Annotated in this window: 14 protein-coding genes; 4 read left to right on the plus strand and 10 right to left on the minus strand. The window is 42.1% G+C overall.

Annotation, left to right across the window (positions count from 1 at the left end; genetic code table 11):
• Nucleotides 1-270 precede the first annotated feature (270 nt).
• From L4C37_RS03210 to glgB, 3 genes are all read left to right on the plus strand, one after another.
• Entirely contained in the window at nt 271-2,724 is a 2,454-nt protein-coding gene (locus L4C37_RS03210; protein WP_137371927.1) for a glycogen/starch/alpha-glucan phosphorylase, read from the plus strand.
• A gap of 100 nt (nt 2,725-2,824) precedes the next feature.
• Entirely contained in the window at nt 2,825-5,005 is a 2,181-nt protein-coding gene (gene malQ / locus L4C37_RS03215) for a 4-alpha-glucanotransferase (RefSeq protein ID WP_137371928.1), read from the plus strand.
• Between the two features lie 174 nt (nt 5,006-5,179).
• Entirely contained in the window at nt 5,180-7,360 is a 2,181-nt protein-coding gene (glgB, locus tag L4C37_RS03220; protein ID WP_429767850.1) for a 1,4-alpha-glucan branching protein GlgB, read from the plus strand.
• 176 nt (nt 7,361-7,536) lie between these two features.
• Here the strand turns inward: glgB and L4C37_RS03225 are convergent, their stop codons facing one another.
• From L4C37_RS03225 to deoD, 9 genes are all read right to left on the minus strand, one after another.
• Nucleotides 7,537-8,376 carry an energy-coupling factor transporter transmembrane component T family protein gene (locus tag L4C37_RS03225; protein WP_137371930.1) on the minus strand — a complete coding sequence of 280 codons (840 nt, stop codon included), beginning with the start codon at nt 8,374-8,376 and terminating at the stop codon, nt 7,537-7,539.
• A complete protein-coding gene (locus L4C37_RS03230; RefSeq protein WP_429767852.1) occupies nt 8,373-10,067 on the minus strand; it encodes an ABC transporter ATP-binding protein in 1,695 nt (564 codons plus the stop codon). The genes L4C37_RS03225 and L4C37_RS03230 overlap by 4 nt, the downstream gene beginning before the upstream one ends.
• Nucleotides 10,068-10,073: 6 nt before the next feature.
• Nucleotides 10,074-10,622 carry an ECF-type riboflavin transporter substrate-binding protein gene (locus tag L4C37_RS03235; RefSeq protein WP_137371932.1) on the minus strand — a complete coding sequence of 183 codons (549 nt, stop codon included), beginning with the start codon at nt 10,620-10,622 and terminating at the stop codon, nt 10,074-10,076.
• 259 nt (nt 10,623-10,881) lie between these two features.
• On the minus strand, nt 10,882-12,012 hold the full coding sequence (locus L4C37_RS03240) for an HlyD family secretion protein (protein WP_273294971.1): 1,131 nt from the start codon (nt 12,010-12,012) through the stop codon (nt 10,882-10,884).
• Complete coding sequence (locus tag L4C37_RS03245; protein WP_429767853.1) at nt 12,012-12,425, minus strand: DUF3302 domain-containing protein; 414 nt, start codon at nt 12,423-12,425, stop codon at nt 12,012-12,014. The genes L4C37_RS03240 and L4C37_RS03245 overlap by 1 nt, the downstream gene beginning before the upstream one ends.
• A gap of 256 nt (nt 12,426-12,681) precedes the next feature.
• Nucleotides 12,682-14,262 carry a diguanylate cyclase gene (locus L4C37_RS03250; protein ID WP_137371935.1) on the minus strand — a complete coding sequence of 527 codons (1,581 nt, stop codon included), beginning with the start codon at nt 14,260-14,262 and terminating at the stop codon, nt 12,682-12,684.
• The gene (locus L4C37_RS03255; protein ID WP_137371936.1) at nt 14,243-15,730 is read right to left on the minus strand and encodes a tetratricopeptide repeat protein; all 1,488 of its coding nucleotides are present in this window, start codon (nt 15,728-15,730) and stop codon (nt 14,243-14,245) included. The genes L4C37_RS03250 and L4C37_RS03255 overlap by 20 nt, the downstream gene beginning before the upstream one ends.
• A 190-nt stretch (nt 15,731-15,920) precedes the next feature.
• Complete coding sequence (locus tag L4C37_RS03260) at nt 15,921-17,390, minus strand: transposase (protein ID WP_429767855.1); 1,470 nt, start codon at nt 17,388-17,390, stop codon at nt 15,921-15,923.
• 87 nt (nt 17,391-17,477) lie between these two features.
• A complete protein-coding gene (deoD, locus tag L4C37_RS03265; RefSeq protein ID WP_372265586.1) occupies nt 17,478-18,188 on the minus strand; it encodes a purine-nucleoside phosphorylase in 711 nt (236 codons plus the stop codon).
• Between the two features lie 506 nt (nt 18,189-18,694).
• Here deoD and L4C37_RS03270 point away from each other — a divergent pair.
• Entirely contained in the window at nt 18,695-19,585 is an 891-nt protein-coding gene (locus L4C37_RS03270; protein ID WP_373367612.1) for a L,D-transpeptidase family protein, read from the plus strand.
• 107 nt (nt 19,586-19,692) lie between these two features.
• On the opposite strand, the gene L4C37_RS03275 is transcribed toward L4C37_RS03270, so the two are convergent.
• The gene (locus L4C37_RS03275) at nt 19,693-19,959 is read right to left on the minus strand and encodes an Lpp/OprI family alanine-zipper lipoprotein (RefSeq protein ID WP_137371940.1); all 267 of its coding nucleotides are present in this window, start codon (nt 19,957-19,959) and stop codon (nt 19,693-19,695) included.
• Nucleotides 19,960-20,129 lie beyond the last annotated feature (170 nt).

A 20,129-nucleotide genomic window follows, 5' to 3' on the forward strand; every position in this document is an offset into this window, starting at 1 on the left:
ATCAAAATTGATAAGTGATTAGGTTTCTGTAAACAGAAATATTCCTAATTGAGGTTAGGTTATCGAATAGAGGCTTGTGATCGTAGTCACTCGAAAATTTTATTATGCGTCAGATGATGAGATTCAGATCACTAAGTGATTACGGGTACGCCCTCTACTCCCTCTGATCTACTCCTTATAGGGTGTAGTTTCGGGATGATGTTTAGTTAATGGTGACCATGCACGATATGTCACAGATGAATTAGAACTATTAAAAGCGAGATTTCTGAAATGAAACCAACTCAGCAAAAAACTTTCGATAAAGTGTCGTTCCAAGAAAGCGTTAAAAAGCATTTATCTGCAACTTACGCAACAACGATTGAAACAGCAGATAGCCGCGCATGGTACCTAGCAATGGGGCGTGCGCTAGCAGAATTGACAACATTTGATCTGTTAGAAACTGAAAATGATGAAAAAATCAAAAACGCGAAGAGCGTTAACTACCTTTCACTAGAGTTTTTGATTGGTCGCCTTACAGGTAACAACTTAATCAGCATGGGTCTGTACGAGCAGATCACTCATGCAATGGAAGAGCTAGGTCAAAACCTAACTGACCTTCTAGAAGAAGAACGCGACCCATCACTAGGTAATGGTGGTCTTGGTCGTCTTGCTGCTTGTTTCATGGATTCTTGTGCCGCTCAAGAATACCCAACAGTAGGCTACGGTCTTCACTACGAGTACGGTCTATTCAAACAATCTTTCCAAGATGGTCGTCAACAAGAAGCACCAGACGCATGGCGTGGTGTTGAAGGTTACCCGTGGGAAGTTGCTCGTCCAGAACTAGCACAACACATTGGTTTTTACGGTCATGTAGAAGTTGAATACATCGACGGTAAAGAAGTTCGTACTTGGGTTCCAGGTATGGAAGTAAAAGCAATGCCTTGGGATCTACCAATCGTAGGTTACGAGTCAAACACGGTCTACCCGCTGCGTCTTTGGGAATGTCAGGCAATCGCACCATTCTCACTAGCAAGCTTCAACAACGGTGATTACTTCGAAGCGCAACACTCGCTAATCGATGCAGGTAACATCACTAAAGTACTTTACCCGAACGACAACCACGAGAAAGGTAAGACTCTGCGCCTAATGCAGCAGTACTTCCACTCAGCAGCGTCTGTTCGCGATATTCTACGTCGTCATGAAGCAGCAGGTTTCTCTCTAGAAGATCTGCCTAAACAAGAAACGATTCAGCTTAACGATACGCACCCAACGATTGCGATTCCTGAGCTAATGCGCATCCTAATCGACGAGAAAGGTCTATCTTGGGATCAAGCATGGGAAATCAGTGCTCATACGTTCGCATACACGAACCACACACTACTTCCTGAAGCGCTAGAGACTTGGTCTGAATCTTTGATTAACCGTCTTCTTCCACGTCACATGGAAATCATTTTTGAAATCAACCACCGCTTTATGCAAGAAGTTCGCAAGATGTGGCCTGGTGACGGTGAGAAACAAGCGAAGCTTTCTATCATCCAAGAAGGTTTCCACCGCATGGTTCGCATGGCAAACCTATGTGTGATTGGTTCTTACAAAGTAAACGGTGTAGCTGCACTTCACTCACAACTGGTTAAGAAAGACTTGTTCCCAGAGTTCAACGAAATCTTCCCAGGTAAACTGACTAACGTAACGAACGGTATCACGCCACGTCGTTGGTTGAAGTTCTGTAACCCAGGTCTATCTACGTTAATCACAGGTAAGATCGGCACTGAATGGCCAGCAAAACTTGAACAGCTAGAAGGCATCGCTAAGTTTGCAACAGACGCGAAATTCCAAAAAGAATTCATGGCTGTTAAGAAAGAAAACAAACAGCGTCTTGCTGATTGGGTTCAAGAGAACATGGGTATCGAGCTAGATACTAACGCTATCTTCGACGTTCAAATCAAACGTCTTCACGAATACAAGCGTCAGCACCTAGATTTGCTACACATTCTATCTCTGTACCACCGTATTCTTAACGAACCTGGTTTCGAGTGTGAGCCACGCGTATGTTTCTTCGCAGCGAAAGCAGCACCTGGTTACCACCTAGCAAAAGAAATCATCTTCGCGGTTAACAAGATTGCAGAGAAGATCAACAACGATCCTCGCATCGGTAACAAGCTTAAAGTGGTATTCATCCCTGACTACCGTGTAAGCATGGCTGAAATCATCATCCCTGCAGCAGACGTTTCTCAGCAAATCTCACTGGCTGGTAAAGAAGCATCTGGTACGGGCAACATGAAGATGGCTCTAAACGGCGCGTTAACCATCGGTACGATGGATGGTGCGAACGTTGAGATTCGTGAAGAAGTTGGCGATGAAAACATCTACATCTTCGGTCTAGACGTTGACGGTGTTGTTGCATTGAAAGCTCAGGGTTACAACCCTTACGACTACTACAATGCAGACCCACTACTGAAAGCATCTCTTGACCTATTGACAGGTGATGAGTTCTCTCCAGGTCAACCAGGTCTTCTACGTGCAACGTTTGATAGCCTACTCGACGGTGGTGACCCTTACCTATGTCTTGCAGATTTTGCTTCTTATGTTCAAGCACATGAAGATATGGGCAAGCAGTACAAAGACCAAGCTGGCTGGGCTAAGAAAGCGATTCTTAACACCGCATTGGTTGGTAAATTCACATCAGACCGCTCAATACGCGACTACGTGAACAACATTTGGAAACTTGAAGCAGTAAAACGCTAAGAGTTTGAACAACGCCAAGGCAGTACGCTGCCTTGGCCTTTTAATTGATAGAACCCCTACAGATTTGGAAGGCGTAAAAGCAGTGCCTTCGGAGAGAGCGATGAAAGAACAAAACGTATTAAAACAAGTCGCAGAAATGGCAAACATTGCAGATAGCTACGTTAGTGCATGGGGCGATGAAGCTAAAGTTTCAGATGAGACAATTACACATCTATTGGCTTCACTTGGCTATGACACAAGTAATGATGCTGCATTATTGAAGTCAGCAGAAAAGAAACACAAGAAAGACGTATTAGACCCAGTTCTTGTTTTGCGTGATGGTGAGCCCGTAGAAGTGGCGCTTAACCTAGGTGCAAGTGCCCGTGAAAGTGAGTTTAGCTGGCGCTTAGAAACCGAGCAGGGAGAGGTACTTGAAGGCTATCTTCAATCTCAAGTCGTTCGTGATGAGCGTGCAGAGGGTGGCCCTTTAGTGTTTGCATTGCCAAGTGATTTGGCATGGGGTTACCACAAATTGATAGTGAGCCGTAAGCGTCGTAAAACGCCTTATGAAATGGCACTTATCATCACACCAAAAGCATGTTTCAAACAAGATGCCATTGATGATGGTAAAAAGCTTTGGGGCCCAAGCGTTCAGCTTTACACATTGAGAACTCAGCACAACTGGGGTATCGGTGATTTTGGCGATCTAAAACAATTGGTTGCAGATATCTCATCACGTGGCGGCGACTTTGTCGGTTTAAACCCGATTCATTCTCTATTCCCTGCGAACCCTGAAGGGGCAAGCCCGTACAGCCCATCTTCACGTCGTTGGTTGAATATTCTTTACATTGATGTGAGTTCAGTTCCTGAGTTCTCTCTAAGTGCAGAAGCGCAGCAAACTGTTGGCAGTACTGAGTTCCAGCAACGTCTACAAAAAGCGCGTGAATCACATTGGGTAAATTACACAGAAGTTTCAGATCTGAAGATGAGCATTCTTCCTCTTCTTTTCACGGAATTCAAAAAACGCCACTTAGATAACACAAGTGATCGTGCACAAGAGTTTTTAGCGTTTGCTGAGAAAGGTGGTGATAGCTTAACTCAACAAGCTGCATTTGACGCACTGCATGCTGATCTTCACTCGGAAGATAGTGGTATGTGGGGCTGGCCGGTTTTCCCAGAAAAATACCGTACATTTGATAGCCCAGCGACTCAAAAATACATCAAAGACAACCAAGAGAAAGTACAACTTTACATGTACTTACAGTGGATTGCTGATTGCCAGATTGATGATGCTCAGCGTTTAGCCGAAGAGAAGGGCATGGCGGTTGGTCTGTACCGTGATTTAGCCGTAGGTGTTGCTGATTCAGGAAGCGAGACATGGGCTGATGAAGGCAACCTAGTGATGGATGCGAGCATCGGTGCTCCACCAGATATTCTTGGTCCTCTTGGTCAAAACTGGGGCTTACCACCGCTAAATCCAGAGGTGCTACAAGCAACCGGCTATGATGCGTTTGTGAAATTGCTACAAGCTAACATGAAACATTGTGGTGCTTTACGTATTGACCATGTTTTAGGTCTACTACGTCTATGGTGGATTCCACGTGGTGAAGATGCAACCAAAGGTGCATACGTTTACTACCCAGTGCAAGACATGCTTTCAATTCTTGCGCTTGAATCTCATCGTCATCAGTGTAGTGTGATTGGTGAAGATTTAGGGACTGTTCCTGACGAAATCGTTGATATTCTTGCGGATGCAGGCGTGCACTCATACAAAGTATTCTTCTTCGAAACATCAGAAGATGATGGTGGTTTCATTTCACCTAAACACTATGCTGGTCAATCGATGTCTGCATTATGTACGCATGATATGCCAACACTTCGTGGGTTCTGGCACTGTGATGATTTAAAAATGGGTGAAGAAATTGGTCTATACCCTGATGCGGCTCAACTAGAAACGCTATTCGTTAATCGTTTAGAGTGCAAGCAAGGCATCTTAGACTCAGTGGCTTGGCATGGTTACCTACCAGAAGGTGTGGGACGTGACGCAAGCCAAGTGCCAATGGATTCATACTTGGCAGAAGCGCTGCAGCTTCATGTCGCGGCAGGTTCATCAACTTTACTTAGTGTACAGTTAGAAGATTGGTTAGAAATGGATCAGCCAGTGAATATTCCAGGAACTGTTGATGAGTATCCAAACTGGCGCCGCAAGCTGTCAATGAATTTAGACGAAATCTTTGCACACGAAGGTGTGAATAGAGTGGCATCGCGCCTAACAGAAGTGCGTAGTAAAGCCGGTGAGTAATCTAATGAGTGAGCGGGAATGTAGTGCACTTTATTGCAGTCGAATACGAAACTACAACCTTGGTCACTCAATCACAGGCCTTCGTCAGGTAAACTGAATCGTCGTTATATTGCCCGCACTATTAGCGGGCATTTTTGTATAGTAATTTTTGATGTTTGGTTAGGGAGATAAGTTTTGGAAAAAAGCGTCATTTCAAAGCAAAAACAAATATATACCCAACTATCACAGGCTTCATATGCTGACCCATTTTCATTTTTGGGCCCATACTTACCGGCAGCCGAAGGTGCGTTGCGAGTATGGATCCCTGGGGCAGATAAAGTAGAGTTGATTGTTGGGGATGAACCACGCGTAGAGTTAAAGCGAGAGAATGAAAGTGGATTTCTTCTAGAGCAAAATCGCGACTTACGTTTTACACATTACCAACTTGCGATTAATTGGTCGGGTGTTGAACAGATTATTGATGACCCATATCAATATCATGGCTTATATGCAGGTTACGAAGAGCTGCATACACCGAAAGAAATGTACAAGCACATGGGTTCGCAATTTGTGACTCTAGAACGTGATGGACAGACTATTTCGGGTACACGATTTCTTGTGTATGCCCCGCATGCCACGGCAGCAAGTTTAGTTGGTAATTTTAATGAGTGGGATGGTCGCCGTCATCCAATGCAACGTTTGGATTATGGTCTTTGGGGGCTATTCATTCCTAACTTGGAAGAAGGCGCTCAGTATAAATTTGAATTGAAAGGACCAAATGGGGAAGGCTTACCTCATAAAGCGGATCCTTGGGGTTTCTACTCTGAGCAGTACCCTTCTTTCTCATCAATTACGTATGATCACAATCGTTACGAGTGGCAAGACACTCAATGGCAAAACCGCCCAGTGACAGAGAAACGTAAAGAAGCTTTATCGTTTTATGAACTTCATGCAGGTTCTTGGAAACGTAACGCGGAAGGTGAATTTTTAAATTACCGAGAGCTCGCTGCTGAGCTAATACCGTACCTAACAGATTTAGGGTACACACACGTTGAACTGATGCCTGTATCTGAGCATCCTTTCTATGGCTCTTGGGGTTACCAACCAATTGGTTTATTCGCTCCGACTAGTCGTTTTGGTTCACCTGATGATTTTAAATACTTTGTTGATCAGTGCCACCAAGCCGGTCTAGGTGTTGTTCTGGATTGGGTTCCAGCGCATTTCCCTTCCGATGACCACGGGTTGGCTGACTTTGATGGAACCCCTTTGTTCCATGATCCTGATCCACGTAGAGGCTGGCACCAAGATTGGAACTCATACATTTACGATTTAGGTCGTGAACATGTTCGCCGCTTCTTAGTTTCAAATGCCTTGTATTGGTTTGAACAGTTCCATATTGATGGTATCCGTGTGGATGCTGTTGCTTCAATGCTATACCTTGATTACTCACGCAGTCATGACCAGTGGATACCTAATGTCGATGGTGGCAACGAAAATTACGATGCTATTGCGACGTTGAAATGGATGAATGAGGAAGTGTATAAACATTTCCCTAATGCCATGACCATTGCTGAAGAATCTACGGCTTTCCCTGGTGTATCTGCACCAACATTTATGGGGGGCTTAGGCTTTGGCTTTAAATGGAATATGGGGTGGATGCACGATAGCTTATCTTACATTCAAGAAGACCCGATTAACCGTAAATACCACCACGACACTATTACTTTCCCGCTAGTGTATGCACACAGCGAGAATTACGTATTGTCTCTTTCTCACGATGAAGTGGTTTACGGTAAAGGTTCTATCCATGACAAGATGCCAGGTGATGAGTGGCAGCAAACTGCGAACTTACGTGCTTACATGGGTTACATGTATGCTCAACCTGGTAAGAAGTTGAACTTCATGGGTGCTGAATTCGGTCAAACGGCTGAATGGAATCATGACGATCAACTGCAGTGGTTCTTGCTAGATTACGAACGTCACCAAGGTTTGCAGCAGCTAACAAAAGGTCTGAATAATTTATACCGTTCAGAGCGAGCGATGCACGAATTGGATTCTGACCCTAAAGGGTTTGAGTGGCGCCTACAAGATTCGGCTGAAGCGAGTGTGTTAGCACACGAGCGTATCAGTGAGTCGGGTGAGCGTGTGTTGGTTGTTTCTAACTTTACACCTGTTCCTCATGAACGTTTCCGTTTAGGCGTACCAAGCTCAGGTCGCTATTCATTGCTATTAAATACGGACTCAAAAGAGTTCGATGGTAGTGAATATGAAGTAAAAGAGACAGTTGAAATTGAAGATATTCAAAGTGAAGGTTTAGCTCAATCTATTGAGTTGAGGTTACCGCCACTATCTACAGTTTTCTATAAACTTAATTAAAGGTGAGTTCGCTTACTTTTAATAGATGTGCTTTGAGTTAGCTATTTTGTACTTCTTGTACGGCAGAGTTGATTCAAGTTACTAATATAAAAATACCGCTCAAAGTTGAGCGGTATTTTTTTGATTAAAGCTGTTTTAAGTAATGCGATTTATGTGTAACTCACCAGCCACTAATCTTAAAACGGATACCAGAATAGTTGCTCTTCGAATACTCGCTTTGTAACTGCTAGAACAACGATGATAGAAATAAAGCTAAGTACGGCAAAGTCGATTCGCTTTAAAGGTGAGTAGCTGTACCAAGTACGAGATTTATGCCTGCCAAATCCACGTAATGTCATCGCATTAGATATTTCATCTGCCCTATCTAAACTCGAAAAGATCAACGGTCCAAGTATCTTCGCCACGTTTTTAATTCGGGTAATTAGAGATGCTTTTTTAGACAACTCTACGCCTCGTGCTTGCTGTGCATGCATAATATTTACAAAGTCTTTCTTCACTTCAGGCAGATAACGCAGTGTAAGGCTTACAGCATAAGCAACTTTGTAAGGCACACCTATGCGGTTCAGGCTCGCTGAAAACTCAGTAGGATGTGTTGTGAATACAAAAATGAGCGCGATAGGGAACATGCTCATGTACTTCAACGTCACAGTTATCAGATAAAACAGAGTCTCTTGGCTTAATGAGTAATTTCCCGGTAAAGCAAATAGAATGTGCTCACTGCCAATTAACTCGGGTCCTTGCTGAGGAGCAAGTAAATACATGAAAAGTGCATTAAGCAGCAATACACTTGCAGTACCTATAAGCAGCGGCTTATAAACACGCACTGGTACTTTTGTCATCTTAAGCAGAACTAAACCAGTAAATATCAGAGTCAGGATGAGTCTAATATCAAACGTGGTTAAGACGACGGTTACCCATGCAAGAAAAAGGGCGAACTTGGTAATACCATTAAGTGCGTGCAGTGGTGATTGAGTATCGATGTAATTGATACCAAATTTCACTTTTGATGCATTCATAATGAACCTCGCTCATAATCAATAAAATGCTGCATGAATGCGTTGGTCTCTTCAATTTTCATCTTACTTGCAAGTTCATAAATACTTGTGGTGCTCAGATTAGCCCTTTCCAGCAAAGATGGTTGGCTAAATACTTCAGTCATTGGGGCGTTAGCAATCAGTTTGCTATCGGCAATAACAATAGATCGAGTTGTGTATTCAAGGACTAAGTGCATGTCATGAGAGATGATGACGACAGTAATCCCAAGCTCATTATTCAATTTCTGGATGAAATTCAACATAGATGTGTAGTTACGGTAATCTTGCCCTGAAGTCGGTTCATCGAGAATGAGAAGCTCGGGTTCAAGTACTAAAATAGAAGCAATAGTGACTCGTTTTTTTTGTCCATAACTCAAAGCTTCAATTGGCCATTTTCTAAATTTACTCAGCCCACAAAGCTCAAGAACAGACTCTACTTTACTTTTAACTACTGATTCTTCTACGCCACGGTTGCGTAAACCAAATGCTACCTCATCGAAAATCATGTGATGTGAGATCATATGGTTTGGGTTCTGCATAACCACACCTACTTTTTGGCTTCTTTCAAAAATAGACATTTGAGAAAGTTCTTCACCATTTAAGTAAGCAGAGCCAGAGTCAGGCTCGATAACGCCCATGATAATCTTAGTAATCGTAGATTTACCCGATCCATTCTTGCCTAAGATAGAGACAAATTCACCTTTGCCAATTTTGAAACTCACATCTTCAAGCGCATTCTTTTCGCCATCATATGAATAAGTTAAGCCATGAACTTCAAGAAGAGTCGGAAAGTTCTGAGCAGGGGCGACGCTTGGTCTTTGTTCAAACCATGTTTGGATACTTGGTCGGAATTTTTTGAAATCAAGTTGTTCGAATACCGACAGTTTATCTTCTTCAGTTAAAGGTGCTTTTGCGGCTTTAAGCGTAGAAAGATACAGCGGTTCACGGATCCCGTGTATATCAAGTAAACCAGAAGCAAGGATCTCATCAGGTGTCGTGTCTGCGATGATTTCGCCACGCTCCATTAAAATCACACGGTCTATATGCTTATGTAAAACATCTTCAAGACGGTGCTCAATAATAATGATGGTCTTATCCGTTTCTTGATGGAGTTGATCGATGATCTCGATTGTTGCTTTGCTCGTTTTAGGATCCAAACTCGCGAGAGGTTCATCAAACAACAGAACATCGACATCATCAACTAAGATTCCAGCTAAAGATACGCGTTGCTTTTGTCCACCAGATAAATCATGAGGTGAACGATCTAACATGGTTTCAAGGTCGACCATTTTTGCCGTCGACTTCACTAACGGGTACATATCAATGTTAGACATTTGCTGGTTTTCTAATGCAAAAGCAATGTCTTCACCGATACTCAACCCTACAAACTGGCTGTCAGTGTCTTGTAATACTGTGCCTACTTGCTCGGTATAATCGTGCATGTCGAAGGTAGACGTATCCTGCCCATTTATCTGCAGTGATCCAGAGGTTTCACCTTTAATCGCATGAGGAACCAGACCATTTAGGCACTGCCCTAGGGTAGATTTACCACTACCACTAGGACCTATAATGACGATTTTCTCTCCTTTCTCTATCCTTAGATTGATATTTTTTAGCGTCGGTTTATCCAGCGACTCATATCTAAAAGAGAAGTTCGAAAATGCTATAGTCATTATCGCTTATGCCTCAGTAAGGTTACGGCTTTGTTTATTACGTTTAGCCACTGATTTCAAAATCAAGTAACCAACAACAGCGATCAATACCGTGTTACCAGCGGCAATAATTGTTAATTGAGTGAAGACTTTTGTGAAAGGTTCTGCGTACAGGATAGTATCTAAGAATGCAGAGCAGCCGTAACCGACGACATTGCCTGCAAGAGCGAGCAAAACAAAAAGAACAAAATCTTTCATCGGAAGTTCACCTTGTTGCAAGCGGTTCTTAGTCATTATCGGAAACAAACCAATGACCAAACCAACAATGCCTGAACCTAAAACCCAAGTAAGCCAAACGCCCCAGCCCGCGAACAAGTCTGTTACCCAATGACCAATAAAACCTACTAAGAAACCAACGATTGGACCAAATAGTACTGAGAATAGTGCTAATACAGCCATTGCTGGCTTAAGTGTAGTGTTGGCAAAAACAGGCACGCCAAACATTGGTAAACCACCAATGCCATATAGAGCAGCGCCGATCGCAATCACGACGACAGTTTTAGCTGAAAAGTTCATGGATAACCTCAAATACAGAAAGATAAATGCTTTAAAGAGCCTAATAATTGCCGCTATTGGTAAATCTTTAAACAAGATTGTTTTTTAGGCAAATATTAAAAATAAGGCGCGCAGTATACAGGAGAATCTGCTAGTTAGGAAAGCCAAGTGTCTAGATGTCTAAAAATCATTCAGCGAGTTGATAGATGATTTTGGGGAAGAATGAAAAAGCCAGAGCATGAACGCTCTGGCTTAGTTTTACTTTAAATTTTTAAATCAATTAATGATCTAAGTATAGGAAGTTTTGCCAGCTCTTCATTCGAATAAGAACTTTACGCATTATTGAAACGTGAGTAAAACTGTCGGAATAAACGGCAACCTCAACAGCAGTACCTAGAGGTAAATGATACTCCGATAAATCATCAGTAATCGTGAGCTTTGCAAATACACGACCATTGGTTCTTAATGCATCAGTACCTAACAGGGCACCTCTAGCTTGAAATTGGCTTTCGCCGATTGCAGGTATTACTTCATCGATACGACCTTTAAATACTTTACCAGGTAAGGCGCGGAATAAAAATTCAGCTTCAAACCCAGGTTGTAAACGTTGCAGTGAATTTTGTCTAAATGCAGCAGTATAGAACTGCGCTTCTGTATGAACAAAAGTCATGACAGGTGCAAGCGGTAGAGGTACAGCCATGACACCAGGTCGTAGAGCTAACTGTGTAACGTAGCCATCAGTTGGCGCTCTAACTACGGTTTGATCAAGGTTAAACTCAGCAATACGTAAGTCTGCAAGTAATCCCGCAACAGCGGTGTTCTCACCACCAATCTCTGAGTTGAGTGCAATTTGAGCTTGTTGTTGGTTTGCTTCTGCGACTTTTAAAGCGGCTTCTGCTGCTTTATATGCTTGTTTCTTGGTATCAAGTTGTTGCTCTGTGAAAGCACCACTTTTAAAGCCTCTTTCGTAACGAGAAAATTCACGTTGTGCCTTATCTCTTTCCGCAATGGCTTTGATTTTGGCTGCTTCGGCTTCATTGACTATTGATTCAAGCCCTAATGCACCTTGGCTGGCTTCTTTTACTTTCGCTTGTAATTTCGCAACTTCAGCTTCAAATGGGATAGGGTCAATACGGAATAGAACGTCACCTTGTTTCAAAGGTTTGTTCGCTTCTACCGGAACCTCAATAACTTTGCCTCGAACACCAGAAACAATAGGGGTAGTGGAATAGACTTGGTTACCAATTTGCGTGAACGGGTGATTGTAGTTCATCAATAAAATGAGAGTACCAATCAAAACAACTCCGCCAAGTACCGCTGTTGGGACTGTCCACTTGTTTAGGGGAATCTTAAACACTTTGAAAATAGTGATACAAAGTGCTGCATAGGTCATTATCAGCAGTAAATCCATTACTTCACCTCCTGATTTTGAGCATAAGTTGAGTTGTTCGATGTTGTCTGTTGCTTTGGCGTTGAGTTAGTTTGTGTAGTCGGTTGCTTTAATTGCGCAACTTCTTGCTGAAGCGCGGCTACTTGATCAATCAGAGTATCGACGCGATGGTGGATATCGTGTTGCTCTTCTGCAAGTTTTGCGAATCCCCAGCCTCTGTCTTTACGCCACAGTGTTGCCCATATCCATAAGAATGGCCAAATAGCATGTAAAGTGAAAAGACTCACCCAGCCGGAAACATGAATCGCATCTTGATGCGGGTGATCACGCTCTTTGGCAATTTCATAGGGGATATCATGAATGACAATGATTCCATAAAAGATGACTAATGCGACAAATATGAGGAGGCCAAGGGCAAAATAGTCTAAAAACATAACGGGTCCTTGTTAATTTTAAGAGGTCTGAATTTATCTTACACTAGGCTGTAAGTATTTGTTATGAAAAATAAAACCTTTATAGAGTATTTTGTTTTAACTTTGAGGGTGTATGTGAGTTTACTTTTATGTTTTAGGTGTAAATCATTCTAGAAGTAGAAGTAGAAGTAGAAGTAGAAGAGCACAAAAGTAAAGAGCCCATCAATATGAGCTCTTTATTGTGTGGTACGTTTGTTCTGAAGATATACTAGGTTTACTATTCAGTGCAGACTTGGTTCCGACCATTGGCTTTTGCTCGGTATAAAGCCTTATCTGCTCGGTAGAAAGTACGTTGAGTATTTTCTCCATCACGGTGCAGCGTAATACCAATACTAACTGTTAACCCACGTTCTCCGAGTATCTCTCTCCAGCCATACTGGAATATACGCTCTCGATAATTTTCAGCATGAAGTTCAGCTTTCGCTAAGTCTGAATTTTCTAAAATGACCAAGAATTCTTCACCACCGAAACGGACACAAGATGCCCCTCTAAATTTGAAGTAAGAGGCAAGTTCATGTGAAACGCTCACAATTGCTTTATCACCAACTAAATGGCTTAACTCATCATTAATTGATTTGAAGTGGTCGATGTCGACAACTAACAGAGCGAATGGCGTCTCATGCAACAGTAAGTCTTTCAGTTTCACATCTAGCCAGCGTCGGTTATGTAAGCTGGTGAGTGGGTCAGTAAATACATCCTGTTGCAGCTGAGCTACGGTATTCTTATGTTGCTCTGTCGTTTCTTTTAATTCTTTATTTTCTTGTTCTGAAAGTATCAGTTTCAACTGCAATTCAAAGCGGGATAAACGACGTAACTGGCTGGCTCCTAATTCACTAATCGGAATCTGCTTCATTAAATCAGTTTCAATGCGGTAACCTTTTTTCTCGTATGCCAGTGCTTCTTTGAATCGACCTTGAGTCATGCATACTGAACTTAAAGAGTCATAAAATCGTTTTGCTAGAACTGGTGAAGAATAGTGTTTAATTCGCTTATGTGTGTTCGCAAGAATCATACTTGCGATGTGCTCTTTACCTACCGCATTTAAGTTATGAGCCACTTCTAAACGGATCATAGTGGCTAACCAGCTGGCTTGAATATTAGTTGAAGAGTACTGAACTTTTGAAAGGCACAGAAGAGCTTCGTTATACTCTTTCTTGGCTCGTAAAATTTTAGCGCAATACAGCAATATCTGAGCTGTGAGTCGTTTATCACTGACTAAGATACTTAGCTCTTCACATTCACGTAAAAGGTCATTTGCGGCAGTAATTCGGTTGAGCAAAATTAGACTTGCAACCATATGCAATTTAAAGCGAAGTCTTAATGAGCGGCTGCTAATGGCGTGGTCGATACTTTCGATTTTTTGGTAATAGCGTAATGCACGGTTATGGTCGCCATAGGCATCGCATAAATTACCCATTCCGATGATAGCCATAACGTACTCATCGATATATCCATGTTCAACTGAAATTGTAGAAGAGCTGACAAATTCATTGAGCGCTGCAGTGTAATCGCCGATTTCAACTAAACGCTCACTCAAGCTGGACTTGACCGTTAAAATATCTTCAACATCACGAGGTAAAGAAAGCAGGTCGAGTGCGAGGCGCAGTTCATCAATACTGATTTGGTTTTGCTTTAATTCCGCTCTATATTCCGAGCTGATGATATAGCAGTGAGCACGCTCTTGAGGTGTCGTTGAAATATGCAGCCGAATATGGTTCCAGAATATAATGGCTTCTTCACCAGAAACTGATGAAGGATCAAGCCCTGCATCCGTTATTTTACTTAGTAGCGTTTCCATCAGTCTCTACCTTTTCTGGGGTTTCTTCTAATTGTTCAAGAGTGAACGGGAACGTTAAAATGTCATTGAGACTAATGGTGGGTTTCTTACCCTTTAATCCGCGTCTATGCCATGGGTACATATCAAGCATGGCTTTCAAGGTATTGAAAACTTTCTCTGCCTCGTCCCCTTTTTCAGAAAGCATAAGCGCGACACGCTCTGTGCTCAAACGAGAGATAAGGTCATTTTGATTGCATATCGCATGAGCGAGCTCTGTACAAACTTCGAGGTAATCAGGATCAACATGCTGGAACATGATAACGGCATGCTTAGAACTTTTGAGCTCTGTCTTGTATAAAACCAGCTTTTCCCACCAGTAAGTTTCTGAAACCACATGTGAGAAATGTTTTTCTGGATCATATTCATGTTGACCACGAATACGATTAATGAGTTTTCTCGCCCTCTGCTCCAGTTGACGCTTAGAATTACGAGCTTTATCTAAACCTACTCGCGTGGTTTGCTCTCTGAGCATGTCAATAGAGTGTTGGCGGTACTTCTTAAAGGCGATGAGAGAGGCTTCATAATCGCCGTTTTCTTCTGAAACCAAAGATTGCTGAAAACAGATCTGACTGAGTAGTTCACCATTATCGAATGAGCCTGCCGATTGTTCGGCTAATACTAATAACTCGGCGGCTTCTTCAGGTTTCTTTCTGAGTAATTGCAACCTTGCTCGGCTAATATACGAGTGAGCTTTCATCCATGTCAGGTTGTGCTTTATCGCAAGACCGTGTGCTTTTTCCGTGGCTTTTTCAGCGTCGTCTAGGCGCTCTAAGCCTAAAAGTGCTAATCCTCTGAAATCCCAAACTTCTGCATGCCATGTATTGTCGTGGTGATCTTGTAGTGCTTCTTCAGCGCCATCAAGTACAGAAAGCATTTCAACATAATTGCTAAGAAGGTAGTAATCCCATGCGAGTAGTATTCTTGCTTTCCCTTCAAGCCAGCCAATTCTGCTACTGTTTGCAACCTTAACCGCGAGCTGGTGGGTTGAACAAGCCAGCTTATATTCATGAGTAATACGCCAAATGTTACCAAGACCAATTAAACACTCTATTTGAATTTCTATTTCATCAACGAGTGCAGATTGCTCTAATGCATTTATCCAATATTGCTGGGCAGAGTAGTATTTGGCTTGTCCCCAAAACTGGAGAGCATGAAGATGGAGGATTTCAGGAAGGAATATGTCAGTATCAAGTCGGTTTTGGCGAGAATAAGCTTCTTTAATATCTTTTAAGCCTTTTCGATAATCCATCAAGTTCCAGTGACAGCGAGACATGATCATCAATGCCTGTATCGCCCCTTTTTCAAACAGCATCTGTTCAGCTCTCACTAAGCATTGTTGTGAGAGTTCTAAGATGACTTGAGGCTCAGAATCTGCACGACTCTTGAGCTGCTCTAATTCTGTTTCAAGAAGGTACTGGTGTTTGTCCAAGGCGTATATCCATAATTACCGAACGTATTGATAACACGATCATTATAAGAGCATGATATAGGATAAGCACGAATTATCTTCAGTAGAAAGTTTATGAGGCGAATATCTTTATAATTAATTCGCGTTAGCTCATGTTCTAGTGATTAATTAATATGGTTATTTATCTAACACATCTTATAAATGCAAAGCGTTATGAGAGTAACTGCTTTAGCGTCAGAGGGTGATCGGTCACACCAAGACGCTGGGCTGCTGTTGCCCCATGCTTATCTTGGTAGCACAGATTGTGCCAAGCTCTGAATATGTCTAGAAGGGGAAGGATGCCACCCGGTCTCAGTTTACGTCTTGGTTCATTAATGAAGCTGTCGAATAGCAATTGAAAACGTTGCTGATAAAATTCGGTATGCTTGATAGAGGCTTCATTAAACCATTGTTTAGGTTCTGAATTTTTTCCTGCTAGGTAGCAAATGCCTTTTTGGCTGGATTCTTGGTTTGCAATTGCCCAGCGATCTCGCCACCAACTCATATGCACAATATCAATCTTTTCAAAACCAGCACTTTCATCCCATGATAGATCTTCTTCCACATACATTAAGTCAATATTTTGGCTTTGTATACGCGGCAAGCACACGCTAAGAGCGGCAGATCTTAGTAGGGGATCTTGAGGTAAATAGATTGAAACGTGTTTGTCTGCTTTACACATATCAAGCACATGTAAAAAGTGTGCGTAAGATGTATAAGGTGGGCGGATTAACGCACCTTTAGATGGGTAAGAGAATGTTGTTAAATTTCCCATAGGGTCTTCAACATTGCCACGGGCAAGAATAGTTTGATACTTCTGCTCGATACGCTCACGCAAGTTTTCTGAAGGTTTGGGTGTTTCTATATTTGCTTCTGAAGAGTGATCACGAGAGACAAATCGTGACGCAGTGTCATACGGGTTATGATCAACTCCGCCCATAGGCTCTTCTGAGTGTGAGTAGTTCACATGCTGGCATAAAATGTATCCAGAATGCGCTTCTCCCGTCGCGATCCACACAACGCCATTATTGCTGTTTGGCTGTAAACGTTGGTAATGCGAAGCAAATTGATAATCTTTTGCATGGTTAACCCAACGAGCATCGATCATTGCCAGCTTACGACGGCAACGGCTCGCAATATGATCCACATGGTCATAGAAGGTTTTTGGGTTAATTTCTAATTTTCGGCAAATTTCACGTACGGAATAACCCATGAACAATAAGCCCATAAGATTTTCTTGAAATTGAAGCTTTTTATTGGAACCTGACCATTTATCAACAAACGTTGATTGGCAGCATTTGCAGCGGTATCGCTGGCGGTCACCGCTATAACCAAAGGCATGGTATAGGTGTTTATGGGTGTGTACTGAAAGACCAAAGCTTTCACAATCATTATTGCGACAAGCAGGGAGTCCATCACTATGAAGCTGACGTAAACGATGTAATTCGTTTAGAACTTCACGATTGTTAAGTAAGGGGGGGAACGCACCACATTCACGACAAACCATCGCTGGACGCTTAGGGTTCGCATGTTGCAAAACATAACGTTTTGCATCGCTCAAGCCAAAGTTGTTACACGCCAATGTTTTACAAAAGTTGAGTTGTAAACCATCCGCATCTTTTGGCAGCTCGCCGTTAGACACGATCGCCCCCTCGGGATTATCTGGGCAGCTAAGCGAACTTAGCTGCTGGGTATTTCTTTTCAATTAACTATTTCTATCAATAATTAATTAGATGTTAATTGCAGTTTCTAGTGCAACTTTCATCATGTCGTTGAACGACTTTTGACGCTCTTCAGAGCTTAGTTTTTCGCCACGGATGATGTGGTCAGAAACTGTTAGGATAGTCAGTGCTTTAGCACCTAGATCTGCAGCAACACCGTAGATACCAGCCGCTTCCATATCAACACCTAGGATGCCTAGTTTTTCCATTTTGCCGAATAAATCAGCTTCAGGAGTGTAGAAAAGGTCTGCAGAGAATACGTTACCTACTTTTACAGGAACTTCTTGTGAACGAGCTTGTTTTACTGCTTCTTCAAGAAGACCGTAATCAGCAATTGCCGCGAAATCGTGGTTGTTGAAACGGATACGGTTTACTTTAGAGTCAGTAGATGCACCCATACCGATAACAACGTCCATTAATTTAACGTCGTCACGTACTGCACCACAGCTACCTACACGAATAACGTTTTTAACGCCAAATTCAGCGATAAGTTCGTGTACATAGATGCAGCATGATGGGATACCCATGCCGTGACCCATAACAGAAACTTTTTTGCCTTTGTAAGTACCGGTGTAACCGAACATGTTACGAACATCACAAACTTGCTTTACATCATCAAGGAACGTTTCTGCAATGTATTTTGCGCGAAGCGGGTCACCAGGCATAAGAACCGTTTCAGCGAAATCACCAAGTTGTGCATTAATGTGAGGGGTTGCCATTGTCGTTCTCCAAAGTTAAACGGTAATTTACGGAACAGGTTTGTAAATTACCAATTCTGTTGAATTGAATTCGTTCTGTTGAAGCAATATTAGCGAGTTAAATAAGGGTTCCTTGAGAGCTTTGTCACAGAATGAGTTCAGCTATTGAATTTTATGATTGTTGATAACTAAATATGTTGAAATTTTATGGGCAATCGTTTTTGTTACCCATATTCTCTATTTTACAATGTGAATAGGTGCATATGATTGCATTTCCATTACTCATATAGCCCACTTATCGAGTTAAATACAGCTATCTCGAAGAAGAAAGTCAGAAGAAGTAAGTGATTTCTTAGTTGTAATAAATACGAAACTGAACGGAAATTATGCATGGGGCATGTATATCAATCATTCTGGTTGTTGATACTTATAAACATAGATAATCTAAACTCTAAATATAGAGTTATTTAGGGAATACTATGCCTTGCGAGTTTAAGCGACCAATATTCAATAATATTAAAGGAAGATTGAAAGTACTGACTCTCGCTTTAGGGCTCTGTTCTTCTCACTTACTTGCAGCAACTTTTCCATTGCCAACAGACGAAAGCCGCGTGGTCGGGCGGATTCAACTACATGAAGTGGTGAAAGGTGAAACGCTCGCAGAGATAGCTAAGAAGTATGACGTCGGTTTTTTATCGTTAATGGCGGCGAATAAAGGCATTGATCCCTTTCTTCCAAATGAAGGGTATGTGCTAAGTATCCCGACTCGATTCATTCTGCCTAACACTCTCCGTGAAGGTATTGTCATCAACCTTGCCGAACTTCGTTTGTACTATTTTGAACCTGAAAAAAATCAAGTGCATGTGTTTCCGGTCGGAATCGGAAGAGTTGGGCGTGATACACCTGAGATGACAACAAAAATAAGCCAAAAAAGACCTAACCCAACCTGGACGCCGCCTAAATCGATTCGAGCTGAATATTTAGAAAAAGGGATAGAACTTCCACCTGTTGTGCCTGCGGGCCCTGAAAACCCATTGGGTCAATATGCTTTACGACTCGCCTATGGCGCAGGTGACTATCTTATCCATGGTACCAATAAAGATTTCGGTATAGGGCTTAGGGTCAGCTCTGGTTGCATTAGGATGGAACCGAAAGATATTGAATGGTTATTTGAAAAAGTGCACAAAGGCGAGAAGGTGACGATTATTAATGAGCCGATAAAAATTGCTCTTGAGCCTGATAGAAGTGTGTTTATTGAGGCGCATGAACCTTTGACACGTAGTGACGGATCACAAAAAGCTCTGAATGTACCTGTTGAATTAGAGTGGTGGCTACAGGATGCTCAATTGTCTGACTCTAAAGCAAAAGCCGTCATTTTTGCACAAAATGGTGTACCTGTTGAAATTGTTTCACCTTAGCTTTGTCTTCCATCAATCAACACGCATAAAAAAGCCGTTTATCCTTACTAAGGGTAAACGGCGATAGTCAGTAAAATTAATCGGTTATGTATTATCGATTTACTTAACTATTTTGTGTATGACTGAGCAATATTGTCAATACGCTCATTGGCACGAGCAGCTTCTTCTTGCGCTGCCATTGCTGAATCTGCGGCTTGCTTCGCTTTCATTTCTGCTGTTGATTGTTCGTTTTTAAGTGCATTAACTTCGCTAGTCAGTTGAGCAACTTGGTTTTTAAGCTCATCCATGCCTGCCATTGCCGATTCATCGGGACCAGAAGAACAACCAGCAAGAATAAATACGGAAGCTGCAGCTGCGAATAACGTCTTGTTCATAAGAACTCCTTGTTTATATTAATATCAAAATATGCGCTATACATTTCTAACCATACAGTCGCTTCATTAATGATTGTAGCGATAAAAATTTTAAGCACCTAATTTACAAGTAGGAAAATGATAAATCTGTTCCTTTTTATCCAAGATGGTGGTGGATGTCTCATATTTGA

This window comes from Vibrio kagoshimensis, assembly GCF_050337535.1.
Taxonomy (GTDB): Bacteria; Pseudomonadota; Gammaproteobacteria; order Enterobacterales; family Vibrionaceae; genus Vibrio; species Vibrio gallaecicus.